Origin of the sequence: Flavobacterium sp. KMS (genome assembly GCF_000813005.1) — a bacterium.
GTDB lineage: Bacteria > Bacteroidota > Bacteroidia > Flavobacteriales > Flavobacteriaceae > Flavobacterium.
The window spans coordinates 168,317-184,047 of sequence record NZ_JSYP01000014.1; the positions used below are offsets into that span (position 1 = coordinate 168,317).

Consider the following 15,731-nt stretch of genomic DNA (forward strand, 5'->3'; position numbering starts at 1 on the left):
ATTGAGGAATTACATTTTATAAAGTGGCACAAAAGTACTTAAAAATGTTGATTCAGATATTCGTGGATTTGTTAATAATATCCAAAATAAAGCACTTGAGGAAGCATTAAAACGCTATTTTTCTTACCAAAAAGAGTTTCTGTACGAACTTACTTTGTAACGAGAGTCCTTTAAAAAAAAATGCTAATTTTGCAATATGATTAAAATAACACTAATTGGCTCGGGAAATGTGTCCCAACATTTAATAAATGCTTTCGCAAAAAGTAGTGCGATTGAACTTATTCAGGTGTATTCCAGAACAAAAAAAGTGATATCTCCTCTGCTCGATTCTAGCAAAATTGTAACTGATTTGGCTCTTTTAAAAGAAGCCGATTTGTATATTATTGCTGTTTCTGATGATGCTATTTCTACTATTTCGGAGCAATTACCTTTTAAAAATAAATTGGTTGCTCATACATCAGGAACTGCTCCATTACAAGCAATTAATATAAAAAACCGAAGTGGGGTGTTTTATCCTTTACAAACATTTACAAAAAATAAAGAAGTCAATTTTAAGGAGGTTCCGCTTTGTTTGGAAGCCGAAAACAGAACCGATTATTTAGTACTCGAAAAGCTTGCTAAGATCATTTCGAATGCCGTATATCCTATCAATTCTGAACAAAGAAAAGCATTGCACGTAGCTGCCGTTTTTGTAAATAATTTCACCAATCACCTATACCAAATCGGACAGGAAATTTGCACGGAGCATAGCGTTTCTTTCGAAATCCTTAAGCCTTTGATAGCCGAAACAGCTAATAAAATCAATACGCTTCCTCCTATTGATGCTCAAACAGGACCTGCAAAACGTAAAGATGCAACAACAATTAAAGCTCATTTAAGTTATTTATCTGATGAAAATCAAAAAAACATATATACATTACTAACAAAATCTATACAAAATAATGGCAAAAAGTTATAAAGAAATAATGAACGACATCACTACTTTTATTTTTGATGTTGACGGAGTACTTACTGATAGTTCGGTTTTTGTAACCAATGAAGGAGAAATTCTTCGTACGATGAATATTCGTGATGGTTATGCTATGAAAGCGGCTGTAGAAAGTGGGTATAACGTATGTATTATTTCTGGCGGAAGCAATGAAGGTGTGCGCGTACGATTACGCAATCTTGGAATTAAAGATATTCATTTGGGAACTCCGGATAAAGTTGAAACGTTTAAGGAATATACTGAATTATATAACATTAATCCTGAGCACGTATTATACATGGGTGATGATATTCCTGATTACCACGTAATGAAATTGGTAGGATTACCTACTTGCCCGCAAGATGCTAGCCCAGAAATAAAAACAATTTGTCGTTATATCTCACACGTAAAAGGAGGAAAAGGTTCTGCACGCGATGTAATAGAACAAGTTATGAAAGTACAAGGGAAATGGATGGAGCATTTTAATGGAAAACACGATTAGAGTCTAGTATACAGTAACAGTGTTCAGTATCAATCTGCAGTACCTGTATTACACATTAAGAATTGAGTTTTACATTATAGACTTCGTAACAAAACCATGTAGTATATAATCTATTATTGTGATTTATGTAGTGTATAATCTAAACACCCATGATTTAGACAATATTGTAACCTTTGAATCTCTTATAAAGACGCACTGCGGTGCGCCTCTACAAAAAACCTTTGCCACTTAGAACCTTAGTGCCTTTAAGAAAAACCTTAGTACCTCAAAAAAGTACCTCAAAAAAAATGAAATACCTCAAACTCATTCGCTACCAAAACCTACTGATGCTTGCATTTATGCAAATACTATTTCGTTATGGTTTCTTAAAATTGCAAAATATACCGTTGGCATTAGCCGATTGGCAGTATGGTTTATTGGTTTTAAGCACTGTTTTAATTGCGGCAGCCGGATATGTTATAAATAATATTTTTGATCAGGAAACTGACTTAATTAACAAACCAAGCGATGTTGTAGTTGGCAAAAGTATTTCTGAAACTGCTGCATATAACATATACGTAGCGCTTAATATTACAGGAGTTGCTATTGGGTTTTATTTATCTAATGTAATTATGAGACCAGGTTTTGCAACCCTTTTTATTCTAATTGCTGCCAGTCTTTATTTTTACTCTACAACTTTAAAACAAATCATGATTTTGGGCAATGTTGTTGTTGCCTTAGTATTATCTTTTAGTGTTATAATAATCGGAGTTTTTGATATTTTTCCTGCTACAGACGTGGGCAATAGAGCACAAATGGCGAGTATGTTCTCTATTCTTTTAGATTATGCCATATTTGCTTTTATAATTAATTTTATACGTGAGATTGTAAAAGACATCGAAGATGCAAATGGCGATTATAATCAAGGGATGAAGACATTACCTATCGCAATTGGCACAAGCCGAACTGCCAAAGTAGTTTTTGCGCTTGCACTTATTCCAATTGTTTTATTACTAATTTATATCAACAATTATTTTGTAGCTTATAATCTGTACATCGCTACATTATATGCTTTTGTATTTGTGCTGGCGCCACTATTTTACTTTATAGCAAAAATAATCACTGCCAAAACAAATAAAGAGTTTCATCATTTGAGCGCAGTTTTAAAATGGATTTTATTCTTCGGGATTCTATCTATCTTAATCATCAATCTTAATATTAAATACAATGCTTAAGCAAAAATTAGAAAAATATACTTTAATACTGGCTTCAGGTTCACCTAGACGTCAGCAATTTTTTAAAGACCTGGATCTAGATTTCGAAATTAGATTAAAGGATGTAGAAGAAATCTTTCCTCCAGAATTAAAAGGAAGCGAAATTACCGATTATCTGGCTGAACTTAAAGCAGCAGCTTTTGACGGTCAATTAAAACCAAACGAAATCCTGATTACAAGTGATACAATTGTTTGGCATAATGACAAAGCTTTGGGTAAGCCAAAAGATGAAGAAGATGCATTTAATATATTAAAATCATTATCGAATACAACTCATGATGTAATTACTTCTGTTTGTTTTAGGACCAATGAAAAATCGGTTGTTATAAACGAAACTACAAAGGTTACCTTTACAGTATTGAGCGATGAAGCCATTTTATATTATCTCAAAAATTACAAACCATACGATAAAGCTGGTGCATATGGCATTCAGGAATGGATTGGTTTTGTAGGAGTTGCAAAAGTGGAAGGGTCTTACTCCAATGTTATGGGACTTCCTACACATAGAGTTTATGAATATTTAAGTACATTAGATTAAAAATATACAATTATGACTACTTTTTTTACCGATTACGCCAAAGAAATATTTGCAACAGGAATCCTTATTGTAATAACGGCTGCGGTAAGAGTTACTATTACCCAACTGGTACGCCGATATGCTAAAAAAGAGCATTTCTTAGAGCATAGAACCAATTTGATAATCAAATACATCCATTTACTAACCAATATCTTGTTTGTAATAGGTTTATTTGTGGTTTGGGGTGTTCAAACCGATGATATTTTCCTTACCGTATCTTCTATAGCAACCGTTATTGGTGTGGCAATGTTTGCACAATGGTCTATATTAAGTAATATAACTTCAGGAATTATTTTGTTTTTCTCCTTTCCGTTTAAAATAGGAGATTCAATAAAAATTCATGATAAAGATTTCCCTATCGAAGCCGAAATCGAAGATATAAATGCATTTCACGTAAGTTTAAAAACCAAAGAAGGGGAAAAAATAATCTATCCTAATAATTTGCTTCTGCAAAAAGGAATCTCAATTATACCAGCTCATTTTGAAGATAAAGAGTTTTTTGATTAAAAAGCTAACCATATAAGTTATGTAATCCCATTTAAGCAAAGACTTTTTAAAACTTATATTTACTTAAATAACTTATATGGTTCAAAAAAAATATTGTTTGCCTAAAAAAAGATAACCATGTAAGTTATATAAGCCCATTTAAGCGAAGACTTTTTAAAACTTATATTTACTTAAATAACTTATATGGTTCAAAAAAAATATTGTTGCTTAAACTCCTTAATGTGGTTTTAAATTTTAATGGGAATTTTATAAGCTGAAAATAAAAAACTAAAACGTAAAAAGACAAATAAAGCATAACATTTGTTTAACTTAGCTTTTATTAGTGGTAATAAAAGCTTTTTAACCTCAACAAATCAGTTATGGAATCAATTAAATTGCCTTTTTATGTAAAACTTGTGTGTGTTTTAATAAGTATAATTTGTATTGGTTTTATATTTGTTATTGGTAAAGACATCATAACATCAATACTATTAGCCTTTTTATTCTCAGTATTATTACTACCCTTATTTTCATTATTGCATTTAAAGTTACGCTTTCCACATTTTTTAGCATCTATAGTTACAGTTCTTATTTTTGTACTTGTAATAATAGGGATACTCACATTTATCTCGTATCAGATTAGTGATATTGCCAATGATTTTTCTATAATTAAGAAAAATGCAATTGCCGTTTTTAATGATTTGCAGAATTTTATAAAAGCAAATTTTAATATCAGCAATGGAGAACAAAAAAAATATATTGAAAACGTTACTTCTGATTCTGTAAAAAATGGAGGAGAAAAACTAGGAACAGCATTAGGATCTCTTTCAGATGTTCTTTTGGATTGCACTATAATACCTATTTTTATATTCCTGTTTCTTTTATATAAAAAACACTTTACCCTTTTCTTGGCTAAATTGTTTAAGAAAGAACATCATACTAAACTAAAAGAGATATTAACTCAGATAAAAGTATCGATAAACAATTATATTGTAGGTCTTATTATAGAAATGATTGTAGTGGCTGTATTAACAAGTTTAGGTCTTTATATTATTGGGGTAAAATATTTTGTTTTATTAGGTCTTATTACAGGGATTTTAAACATGATTCCGTACATAGGGATTTTTATTGCAGGCGTATTAACCGTTTTAGCATCACTTACAGGAACTCCCGAAATTTCTATAATACTGGGGATTCTTATAGTAAATATAATTGTTCAGCTAATAGATAATAACGTACTTGTACCATTGATTATAAACACCAAGGTCGAAATAAATGCACTATTCTCTATAATTGGGATAATTGTCGGTGGCGGAGTTGCAGGCATATCAGGAATGTTTCTGGCAATACCTTTACTGGCTATTCTTAAAATAATTTTTGACAGGATAGAATCTTTAGAACCTTGGGGATATTTAATAGGGAATGATTTGCCGAAAAAATTTAGCTGGAAAATAAAGAAAACAAAATTAAAAGAATAGAATGCCGTTTTATATACTATTTAAAATGAATTCATAAAAATTACCTAACTTGATAATAAAACTATTTCAATATAAAACATACCTATTACTCATCATAGTATGTTTTTGCTATACTAGTTCTTTTTCGCAGGTAAATGAGCCTAAAAAAGATAGTACCGAAATGTATTCTAAGCTTAAATCATATACCAAGAAACATAAGTTCACTAATTTCTTTCATCGGTTTGTTTTTAGAACTACACGTCCGAAAAAAAATCAGGAAATAATCCAAAAAATAGATACTACCAATTATGATGGAAAAATTATACGCAAAATTACCATTGTAACCCTAGATCCTTTTGGATATTCTGAGAGTGACTCGACAGTTACACCTAGAAATTGGGGAGAAAGAACCGGAAATAGGCTTCACCTAAAAACAAAACAATTCGCAATACGTAATTTATTATTATTCAAAAAAAATACGCCTTACGATGCCTACAAAGTACAAGAATCGGAGCGTATCATCCGATCTCAAAAATATATTAATACTGTAAGTATTTCAGAGCAATTAACCAGCGTACAATCTGATTCGGTAGATGTTACAATTCGAGTTCTGGATTCCTGGAGTTATATTCCTAAGTTTTCTATTTCTAGTAATCAGATTGGTGTGGGAATAAAAGATAAAAACTTCTTCGGAACAGGTCAGCAATTAGAATATAAATTTACAAACCGTTTTAGTGATGGAAAAAATGCCAATGATTTTACCTATACAGTTCCTAATATAAAAAATACCTTTATCAATGCCACTGCAAAATATAATATCGATTTAGATGATAATTATAATAAAAGTATTGCGGTTGAGCGTCCATTCTACTCCCCTTTAACAAGATGGGCAGGTGGGGTTTATATTGGTCAGCAATTTAGACGAGATTCCTTGCAAGGACCTGATCTTAAGTATAGCTTTCAGAATTTTAAATACAATACGCAAGATGCATGGTTAGGAAAAGCATTTCCTATTTTTAAAGAAAAAGAAAGAAAAACCAACTTAATTATCTCAGGGCGTATTTTAAATGTAGACTATATAGAATCTCCCGAGCCACAATACGACCCTATTAGCTTTTATTCGGATGAAAAATTATTGCTTACCGGAATCGGAATCAACACCCGAGAGTTTGTTAAAGACAATTATATATTTAGAAATGGGGCTACCGAAGATGTCGCCACAGGAAGAATCTTTGGGATAACAGCCGGATATCAATATAAAAATACATTTTGGCGTCCTTATATAGGCGCTCAGGCATCATTTGGAGATTATCATAAATGGGGATTCTTTAGTGCCGATTTTGAATTTGGGACTTTCTTTCATCAATCTAAAACATACCAAAGCGCATTTGCTTTTGAAGCCAATTATTTTACAAACCTAGTAAAAATAGGGAACTGGAAACTAAGACAGTTTGTAAAACCTGCATTAGTTATTGGTGCTAATCGAGAAAATACTGTCGGTGACCAACTTAATATTAATGGAAATAATGGTCTGCAAGGTTTTAACAGTCCAATATATGGCACTAGCAAAATGGTATTGTCATTACAAACCCAAACCTATGCGCCACATGCAGTAGTAGGTTTTCGTGTGAATCCCTTTTTTAATTATACCGCTGCAGTATTAGGAAGTACTGGCGATGCAATGATGAGAAATAAAGTATATTCTAAAATAACTCTGGGATTACTAATAAGTAATGACTATTTAGTTTTTAGTTCCTTTCAGTTATCTATTTCTTACTACCCAACAATTCCTTTTGAAGGCGATAATGTTTTTAAAACAAACACATTTGAAACCACCGATTTTGGATTACAAAATTTTGAATTAGCTAAACCAAGATTAGTCGAGTATAGATAGGCACAGAATATTCCCTCATTTTATTTTATTTTTCAGAAAAAAACTAAAAATAAAAACCAACCTAACACTTTATATATCAGCGTTTTTATTTTTAAATAAATAAATATTGTCTTTTTTTATCATTTTAAAAACTTTTTGTGGCACAACTTTTGGATTTCACAAATCAGATATCGAAATAGTCAAACATTTCAATATTGAAATTAAGAATCCAAAACCCCAGAAAAAATGAAAACACTAAAATTAATTACTTTCGGAATATTACTATTTATTTCAAGTACCATGCATTCTCAAGTTTCGATAAACGTAAACATAGGCTCACCGCCACAATGGGGACCAGTTGGATATGCTGAAACAGAATATTATTATTTACCAGACGTTGAGGCTTATTATGACGTTCGTGCCACACAGTTTATTTATTTTGGTGGAGGAAGATGGATTAGATCAACCAGTTTACCAAGACAATATAGAAATTATGATTTGTACGGAGGATACAAAGTAGTTTTAAATGATTATCACGGTAGAACTCCGTATGCTTATTTTGACAGACATAGAGTTCAATATTGCAAAGGGTATCGTGGTAAACCGCAAAGAACATACGGTTATTATAAAAAAGATCGTAATGATTACTACAAAAAAGACAAACACAATCGCCATGACAGACATGACCGTGATGACGACCATGATGATGATGATGACCACGGTAGAGGACATGGTCGTGGACACGGAAGACACTAAACAATATTTCGCAATTAAAAGAGAGTGCCTGGATATGGCACTCTCTTTTTTTTTAACAAATACTTTAACATCTTTACATGTCATTAACAATTACCAGTTTCTATTATTACTATTTTTGAAAACAATCTTAAAAAATTAAATAATTCTCAGATGCACCGACTCCTTCTAAAGATTATCCTTTTAGTTCTTATTAGCTTACAAGCTGCTTTTGCCCAAAAACCACAAAAACCAAATTCGGTTGAAATTTACAATCAGATAAAAAAAGTAAATTTCTTGGGCTCGGTACTATATATAGCTGCACATCCAGATGATGAAAACACAAGATTAATTTCTTATTTATCTAATGAAGTAAATGCAAGAACTGGCTACTTATCTTTAACCCGAGGCGATGGTGGTCAAAATTTAATAGGACCACAATTAAGAGAATTATTAGGAGTAATTAGAACACAAGAACTTATCGAAGCCAGAAAAGTTGATGGTGGCGAACAGTTTTTCTCACGTGCCAATGATTTTGGTTACTCAAAAACACCAGATGAAACATTAACTCTTTGGGATAAACAAAAAGTACTTGCCGATATCATATGGACAGTTCGTAAGTTTCAACCCGATGTAATCATTAATCGTTTTGATCATCGCACACCCGGTACAACACATGGTCATCATACCTCATCGGCAATGTTAAGCGTCGAGAGCTTTGATCTGGCCAATAATCCCAGCATATATCCCGAACAATTAAAATATGTAACGCCATGGCAACCTAAGCGCCAATTCTTTAATACTTCTTGGTGGTTTTACGGCAGTCAGGAAAAATTTGAAGCAGCCAATAAATCTAAATTTACAACATTAGAAACTGGGGTTTATTATCCCGGAATAGGAAAATCTAATCAGGAAATCGCAGCCTTAAGCCGCAGTCGTCATCAATCACAAGGATTTGGAGCAACTGGAAGCCGTGGTCAGGATACCGAATATCTGGAACTTATTAACGGAGATACTCCAAAAGACCCGTCTAATATTTTTGACGGAATCGATACTACTTGGAACCGTATTAAGGGAGGAAAACCTATTGGAGAATTAATAAATACAATCCTGACACAATACAATTTTAATAATCCATCGGCAAGCATACCCGATTTGGTAAAAGCCTACACAATGATTCAGTCTTTAAATGAAAATCATTGGAAAGCATTAAAATCTGAAGAAATCAAAAAAATAATAGCAGCCTGTTCTGGTTTATATCTGGAAGCAGTTGCACAACAGCAAGAAACAACACAAGGAAGCACTGTAAACCTAAAACTAGAAGCTATTAATCGTACTTCGATTCCTATGCAATTAGTAAGCATAACAACATTGCCTGACCAAAAAACAACACCTCAAAACATTGATTTAATTAATAATAAAGATCAAAAAATCAATTTAAAAACTCAATTACCAACTACAATTCCTTACACACAACCGTATTGGTTAGCCGAAAAAGCAACTATAGGAATGTACACCGTTTCTAATCAGGAAAACATAGGTGTTCCTGATATTATTCGCGATGTAAAAGTTATTTTTAATATTAAGATAAACAATGTTGAAATTCCATTTGAGCGTACCGTAGTTTATAAATATAATGACGATGTAAAAGGCGAAATGTATGATTTCTTGGATATTGTTCCCGAAGTTACAACCACAATTCTAGAAAAAGTATTACTATTTAAAGATACTCAGACCAAAACAGTTGCTGTAAAAATAAAAGCAGGAAAAGATGGTGTAAGTGGTAATTTACAATTAGAATTACCTAAAAGCTGGATAATTTCTCCAAAACAAATACCATTTACCTTAGCCAAAAAAGGAATAGAACAAATTGTTTATTTTGAGGTAACACCACCAGTAAACCCAGAAAACGCAATAGTAAAAAGCGTAGCGATTCTAGGCAATAAACGCTACGATAAAGACCAAACCATCATCGATTACAGTCATATCACCAAACAGCAGGTTTTAGCCCCAGCAGAAGCCAAATGCATTCGATTTGACCTAAAAACAACAGGAGATTCAATTGCCTATATCATGGGCGCAGGCGATGAAGTTCCTAATAGTCTGGCACAAATGGGGTATAAAGTAACCATCTTAAAACCCGAAGAAATTACACCAACAAGACTAGATAATTTTGATGTCGTAATAACAGGAATCCGTGCCTACAACACCATTCAGGCACTTGCTAATAAACAAGTTGTATTATTTGACTTTGTCAAAAACGGAAAAACAATGATAGTACAATACAATACAGCAGGCGATCTTGTAACCGATACTATTGCGCCATATCCTCTAAAAATTTCCTCAGATAGAGTAACCGAAGAAAACGCCGAAGTTACATTTCTGGCACCAAATCATCCTGTTTTAAGTACACCTAATAAAATTACTTCCAAAGATTTTGAAGGCTGGAAACAAGAACAAGGGTTGTATTACCCAAGTGAATATGACAAAGCCTTCACTCCTATCCTATCCTCCCATGACAAAGGAGAATCGGCTAAAAAGGGCGCATTATTAGTCGCCCCATACGGAAAAGGATATTATATTTACACCGGCTTAAGCTTCTTTAGAGAATTACCCGAAGGAGTTCCTGGAGCCTATCGATTATTATCAAATATAATCTCATTAAAACAACCAGTACAAATCCCAAATAAAGAAATTAAGAATTAAAAGCTTTAATATGGCAACGAAAAAAATAAAAACATGGAAAAAAAGCTACACCTATGTGCTTGTAGCCAACGCCATCTATATTCTGATTTTTTATTTAATAATGCACTTATACTCATAACATATGCAACTATTTGATTGGATTGTACTCATAGTTACACTTTTATTTATTGTTGGTTACGGCTCTTGGAAAACCAAAGGAAGCAAAAATGTCGAAGATTTTATTCTAGGCAATAACGAAACTCCTTGGTACACCGTAGGACTTTCGGTAATGGCAACACAAGCAAGCGCCATTACCTTTTTATCAACTCCGGGACAAGCATATCATGACGGAATGGGTTTTGTGCAATTCTATTTTGGATTACCAATTGCTATGATAGTCATTTGCGTAACCTTTATCCCTTTATACCACAAATTCAAAGTATTTACAGCCTATGAATTCTTAGAGAAACGATTCGATTTAAAAACCCGATCACTTGCAGCAATACTATTCTTAGTTCAGCGAGGTTTAGGAACAGGTCTTACCATATATGCGCCAGCAATTATCCTATCAGCACTTTTAGGCTGGAATCTAACTTTAATGAATGTCATGATCGGATTACTGGTAATTATCTACACCTTCTCAGGCGGTACAAAAGCAGTAAACGTAACCCAAAAACAGCAAATGTTTGTCATCATGTCGGGAATGTTTATTACCTTCTTCCTGATATTACATTACCTGCCAAACGATATGACATTTACCAATGCCATGCATATTGCTGGAGCAAATGATAAGATGAATATCGTAGATTTCTCATTTAACCCAGAAGAAAAATATACTTTTTGGAGCGGAATCACAGGAGGTTTTTTCCTTGCCCTTGCCTATTTCGGAACCGACCAATCGCAAGTAGGACGGTACTTATCGGGTAAATCGGTAAAAGAAAGCCAAATGGGATTAATCATGAACGGACTTTTAAAAGTTCCTATGCAATTCTTTATTTTGTTAACTGGAATAATGGTTTTTGTATTCTTTCAGTTCAATCCAGTTCCTTTAAATTTTAATCCAAATAACAAAGTCATAATCGAGAAATCGGCGTATAAAGACGAATATCATGCGCTCGAGAAAAAACTCAACGTACTTTCTGAAGATAAAAAAGTAATCAATTTATTATACATCGATCAGTTAAATCAGGATTACGACAATCCGATTCTACGCAAAGAACTGGTAACATTATCTAATAAAGAAAGAGATTTGCGTGAGCGAGCCAAAGAAATCATTATAAAAGCCGACAGTAATAGCGAAACCAACGACAAAGATTATGTATTCTTCCACTTTATCCTGCACTATTTACCAAAAGGATTAATAGGGTTGTTATTGGCAGTAATCCTTTCGGCAGCCATGTCATCTACCGCTTCAGGGCTAAATGCATTGGCATCGACAACAGCAATCGACATTTACAAACGTAATCTTAAAACCGAAAAATCAGACAAGCATTACCTGTATGCAACCAAGTTTTTTACTTTATTCTGGGGGATTATCGCTATCCTTTTTGCTTGTGTAGGAACCTTATTTGAGAATTTAATACAATTAGTAAATATCATCGGATCCATATTTTACGGAACAGTTTTAGGTATATTCCTGGTTGGTTTTTATATCAAACACGTACAGTCTAAAGCCGTTTTTTATAGCGCACTTATTAGCCAGATCACCATATTTATCATCTTTTATTACTCAATTTGGATTTATCCAAGCGGGCAAGAAAAATTAGGTTATTTATGGCTCAACTTTATCGGAGCAATATTAACCATATTCCTTTCCTTACTAATGCAACTTACAATCTTTAGAAAACAAAAAGCCATAGTAGCTTAACATAAATCACATTTAGTATAAAAATGCTGTAAGACTTAGTTTTACAGCATTTTTTTTTTGGAGCTATTTCCTGCTGTACACTATATCTTTTATGGCAAACCCTGCCATAAAAGGATGCCGTTCCCATCAGGGCTAAAACCTAAAAATCATACTTCTATTTTTCACTTTAGGAAAATACCTTATTATATCATTCTTATAATTTATTTGGGTTACAGCCAAACAGCCTTAAACATATTTTTACCTCAACCTTACAGTCAATCAACTGTACCTAAAGTAATTATTATGCAAATAGAAAAAAAGGTAACCGAATTACTGACACAAAAATACACTTCAGAAATAGCTGTTTTTGCTAGTAATCGAGATATTAGACGTAAATGCATTCTCGATACCGATAATGGTACTTTATTTACAGTATCAGATAATGCTATATACAGTTATAGAGATAAAGACCAAAACTATTGGGTAACAGTTCCCAAATCTTTCATTATCAATCAAACCGTTCACTATCCAGTAGTTGGAGATGAGTTTACGCTTAAAAATGGTGTAAAATATTATTTCACTACCAAAGAAGCAGTTATAGCAATTGCAACAACCTATTTTGAAAAGTTTACAGACAACAATTACGGAATAAAAAAGAAATTCAGTTATCTGATTTTCCTGGACGAAAGTTGCACAAGTAAATACTATGCCGAATTCAAGCGCTTTAAATCAAAAACACACGAAAAAATAGAAGCCTATTTGTCATATAATTAAACTAAGAAATCATGTCAAAATTTTCAGAACAAGTACATATAACAATTGATGAATTTACCCAAAATGTAGTTTATTATGACTTAAAGCTTTCGCAAACTATGATGGATCATCATCATTTTTCGTTTGTATGCCAATGTATAGACGAAAAGACTTCATTACTTTATATTCCTCATAAGTAAATAAAAATTTCGATACATATAATCAAAGAAAAGAGTAGTCATAGAGAGATTACTTAACATTCTTACTTTCAATCATTATAGTGCAATTGAAAGAATTTTCAACATAATAATTAAGGTATTATGTTTTAAAAAACTAATAAAGAAATAAAAACTTACAAAAATATTTTATAGGATGATAAAAAAAAGTATCTTGCCCAAATTAATAATAAAAAAAGTCTCATTGAAAGCAAATATATTTTCACGCAATATCCTGTTTTTTTTTGCATTTACATTGGTCTCATTTTCTGACCCGTATACCATAAAAAGAATTTCTGATAAAGATTTTAGATATGAATTTTATACCACAGATAAAAAAATAAAGCCTGAAAAAGATAAAATTTATCATTGGTTTAAAGGTGGTTTAATTCATGAAGCTCAAGGAGGTGCTGCTGGAGATTTACTAAACGATAAGTTTATTAAAATGTATCACAGTAATCAATTAGCAGAACAAGGTAAGTATAAAAATGGTCTTCGTGTTGGTCTTTGGAAAACCTGGTATCCCAATGGAGTCATAGCCACTACACAAATGTGGGTTAATGGTTTACGATCAGGTATATATTCTCGATATGATAAAAATGGAGATTTAATAGAAAACGGAGATTACACTGCTGATAAAAAGACCGGAAAATGGACAAACACAGAAAGCAAGGACACTCTTATTTATAAAAAAGGTGTTATTGTTATAAAAAAACAATCCCTATTAAAGTCCGAAAAATACAAATTAAAACAAGATAAACTAAAATTAGAAGAATCAATTAAAGAACAAAAAAAATCAGAAGCAACTATTGATGCTGCTAAACTTACAGAATACAAAACAAAAACAGAAAACGAAAAAAAATTAGCAAAAGAAAAAGCTAAAAAGGAAAAGGAGCAAGATTCGTTGAATAAAAAAATGAGCGAACCTAAAAAAGAGTCGAAGATAATTAACTTTTTTAAAAATATTTTTAAAAAGAAAGATCGATTAGCGCAATAATGGTAAAGGCTCACAGTTTATTATATGCTATTTATATTTGCTTGATTGTATCTATAATTTGTGGGGCATTATTATATTTTGCTAATTTATATAATCAACTCAATTTGTATTACAATTTGCAAGAAGAATTATATATCCAAAATCAATCTTTAGTAAATTTTGTCTTAGGTAATAAAATGGTTCCAGTTGAAATTGAAAAAGAGCAACATTCTGGGATCGAAGGTAATTTTGAAACAAAACCTCATGGTCTCCTTACAATTATTTTAGCCAAATCATACATCGCAAACGACACAGTAGCTTCAGCTCATTTTGTAGGAGCATATAACAGTAATAAAACTGCTATCTATCTTACCAATTTATCAAAGTCTCTCTCCTATTCGGGAAGGGTAAAACTTGTTGGTAACAATCAATTACCAAGTACTTTTATTGAAACATCCTACATAAACAACGCTAAAAACCAACTTCTTGTTGAAGGAAAAAACACAGTATCTGAGTTACAATTACCAATAATTAACCCTGCTTTTAAAGAAATTTTTAAAAAAATGAAGTCTGAAAAAGCAAAACTATCTGATATCGAAAAACCAATGGATTCACTCTACTACAATTCCTTTTTTAATGAAACAAAAGAGATTTATGTAAAAAATTCAACACTAGGGAATATTATTTTTAAAGGTAATTTTATTCTGCGTTCGACAGATTCAATCCGGATAAAAAAAAGTAGTGTTTTAGAAGATGTAATTTTAATAGCACCCAAAATAACTTTTGAAGAAGGCTTTAAAGGAACTGTCCAGGCCTTTGCAACTCTAGGAATTGAACTAGAAAAAAAAGTAATTTTAAAGTATCCATCTGTTGTTTGTGTTTACAATAATAGTTCTGAAGAGAGTAAAATAAAAATAAAAAAAGAATGCCAAATAGTAGGTGCAATTGTTTTGTTTGGAAATAGCCCTGAAATGATTGATAAAAATACTATTGAAATAGAAGAAGATGGTTTATTATTTGGTGATTTATATTGTTCTGGAAAAGTAATGCTTAAAAGTAATGTTTATGGCTCTGTTTACACCAATAGATTTTTTTTAAAAAATAGTTCTACAACTTACGACAATATGATTAGTGACATTGAAATCAATACAGAGAAACGTCATAATTATTTTATTTCAATACCAATGTTTAAATCTCAAGAAACAACATATAATGTTATCAAAAAAGTATTATAAACTACCCGCCAATTCAATATTGGAATCTGTTATAGCCTTAACAATTATTTCTATCTGCCTGTATTTTGCAGTTATGATATTTGCCAGCGTCTATACTTCAAAAACATCAGCAAATTTTTATTGTACCCAAAATATGGTAAATGAAATCTTTTTTCTAAAAGAAATAGAAAATGA

At 31.9% G+C, this 15,731-nt stretch carries 14 protein-coding genes; all 14 read left to right on the forward strand.

Annotation, left to right across the window (positions count from 1 at the left end; translation table 11 throughout):
* The first annotated feature begins 196 nt into the window (after positions 1–196).
* A complete protein-coding gene (locus tag OA93_RS15350) occupies positions 197–958 on the forward strand; it encodes a Rossmann-like and DUF2520 domain-containing protein (protein WP_039114263.1) in 762 nt (253 codons plus the stop codon).
* A complete protein-coding gene (locus OA93_RS15355) occupies positions 942–1,469 on the forward strand; it encodes an HAD-IIIA family hydrolase (protein WP_039114264.1) in 528 nt (175 codons plus the stop codon). The genes OA93_RS15350 and OA93_RS15355 overlap by 17 nt, the downstream gene beginning before the upstream one ends.
* 287 nt (positions 1,470–1,756) lie before the next feature.
* On the forward strand, positions 1,757–2,683 hold the full coding sequence (locus tag OA93_RS15360; RefSeq protein WP_082001829.1) for a geranylgeranylglycerol-phosphate geranylgeranyltransferase: 927 nt from the start codon (positions 1,757–1,759) through the stop codon (positions 2,681–2,683).
* Positions 2,676–3,260: a Maf-like protein gene (locus OA93_RS15365; protein ID WP_039114265.1), complete on the forward strand. Its 585-nt coding sequence runs from the start codon at positions 2,676–2,678 to the stop codon at positions 3,258–3,260. The genes OA93_RS15360 and OA93_RS15365 overlap by 8 nt, the downstream gene beginning before the upstream one ends.
* 12 nt (positions 3,261–3,272) lie before the next feature.
* Positions 3,273–3,806, forward strand: a complete 534-nt coding sequence (locus OA93_RS15370) for a mechanosensitive ion channel domain-containing protein (protein ID WP_039114266.1) — start codon at positions 3,273–3,275, stop codon at positions 3,804–3,806.
* Positions 3,807–4,165: 359 nt separating this feature from the next.
* Positions 4,166–5,263 carry an AI-2E family transporter gene (locus OA93_RS15375; protein WP_039114267.1) on the forward strand — a complete coding sequence of 366 codons (1,098 nt, stop codon included), beginning with the start codon at positions 4,166–4,168 and terminating at the stop codon, positions 5,261–5,263.
* 49 nt (positions 5,264–5,312) lie between these two features.
* Positions 5,313–7,136: a POTRA domain-containing protein gene (locus OA93_RS15380; RefSeq protein ID WP_346425748.1), complete on the forward strand. Its 1,824-nt coding sequence runs from the start codon at positions 5,313–5,315 to the stop codon at positions 7,134–7,136.
* Between the two features lie 225 nt (positions 7,137–7,361).
* On the forward strand, positions 7,362–7,871 hold the full coding sequence (locus tag OA93_RS15385; protein ID WP_039114268.1) for a hypothetical protein: 510 nt from the start codon (positions 7,362–7,364) through the stop codon (positions 7,869–7,871).
* A gap of 150 nt (positions 7,872–8,021) precedes the next feature.
* Positions 8,022–10,553: a PIG-L family deacetylase gene (locus OA93_RS15390; protein WP_039114269.1), complete on the forward strand. Its 2,532-nt coding sequence runs from the start codon at positions 8,022–8,024 to the stop codon at positions 10,551–10,553.
* 121 nt (positions 10,554–10,674) lie between these two features.
* Positions 10,675–12,399 (forward strand): sodium:solute symporter, encoded by a 1,725-nt coding sequence (locus tag OA93_RS15395; protein ID WP_039114270.1) that lies wholly within the window; start codon positions 10,675–10,677, stop codon positions 12,397–12,399.
* A 114-nt stretch (positions 12,400–12,513) separates the two neighbouring features.
* On the forward strand, positions 12,514–13,152 hold the full coding sequence (locus tag OA93_RS15400) for a hypothetical protein (protein WP_039114271.1): 639 nt from the start codon (positions 12,514–12,516) through the stop codon (positions 13,150–13,152).
* Positions 13,153–13,163: 11 nt separating this feature from the next.
* Positions 13,164–13,331, forward strand: a complete 168-nt coding sequence (locus OA93_RS25120; RefSeq protein ID WP_165572112.1) for a hypothetical protein — start codon at positions 13,164–13,166, stop codon at positions 13,329–13,331.
* 220 nt (positions 13,332–13,551) lie between these two features.
* Positions 13,552–14,343 (forward strand): hypothetical protein, encoded by a 792-nt coding sequence (locus tag OA93_RS24165; protein ID WP_131474483.1) that lies wholly within the window; start codon positions 13,552–13,554, stop codon positions 14,341–14,343.
* Complete coding sequence (locus OA93_RS15410) at positions 14,343–15,557, forward strand: hypothetical protein (protein WP_039114272.1); 1,215 nt, start codon at positions 14,343–14,345, stop codon at positions 15,555–15,557. The genes OA93_RS24165 and OA93_RS15410 overlap by 1 nt, the downstream gene beginning before the upstream one ends.
* Positions 15,558–15,731 lie beyond the last annotated feature (174 nt).

Coding starts and splice junctions, on each gene's coding strand:
- OA93_RS15350 (WP_039114263.1), top strand. CDS start 197: ATGATTAAAATAACACTAATTGGCTCGGGAAATGTGTCCCAACATTTA.
- OA93_RS15355 (WP_039114264.1), top strand. CDS start 942: ATGGCAAAAAGTTATAAAGAAATAATGAACGACATCACTACTTTTATT.
- OA93_RS15360 (WP_082001829.1), top strand. CDS start 1,757: ATGAAATACCTCAAACTCATTCGCTACCAAAACCTACTGATGCTTGCA.
- OA93_RS15365 (WP_039114265.1), top strand. CDS start 2,676: ATGCTTAAGCAAAAATTAGAAAAATATACTTTAATACTGGCTTCAGGT.
- OA93_RS15370 (WP_039114266.1), top strand. CDS start 3,273: ATGACTACTTTTTTTACCGATTACGCCAAAGAAATATTTGCAACAGGA.
- OA93_RS15375 (WP_039114267.1), top strand. CDS start 4,166: ATGGAATCAATTAAATTGCCTTTTTATGTAAAACTTGTGTGTGTTTTA.
- OA93_RS15385 (WP_039114268.1), top strand. CDS start 7,362: ATGAAAACACTAAAATTAATTACTTTCGGAATATTACTATTTATTTCA.
- OA93_RS15390 (WP_039114269.1), top strand. CDS start 8,022: ATGCACCGACTCCTTCTAAAGATTATCCTTTTAGTTCTTATTAGCTTA.
- OA93_RS15395 (WP_039114270.1), top strand. CDS start 10,675: ATGCAACTATTTGATTGGATTGTACTCATAGTTACACTTTTATTTATT.
- OA93_RS15400 (WP_039114271.1), top strand. CDS start 12,514: ATGCCGTTCCCATCAGGGCTAAAACCTAAAAATCATACTTCTATTTTT.
- OA93_RS25120 (WP_165572112.1), top strand. CDS start 13,164: ATGTCAAAATTTTCAGAACAAGTACATATAACAATTGATGAATTTACC.
- OA93_RS15410 (WP_039114272.1), top strand. CDS start 14,343: ATGGTAAAGGCTCACAGTTTATTATATGCTATTTATATTTGCTTGATT.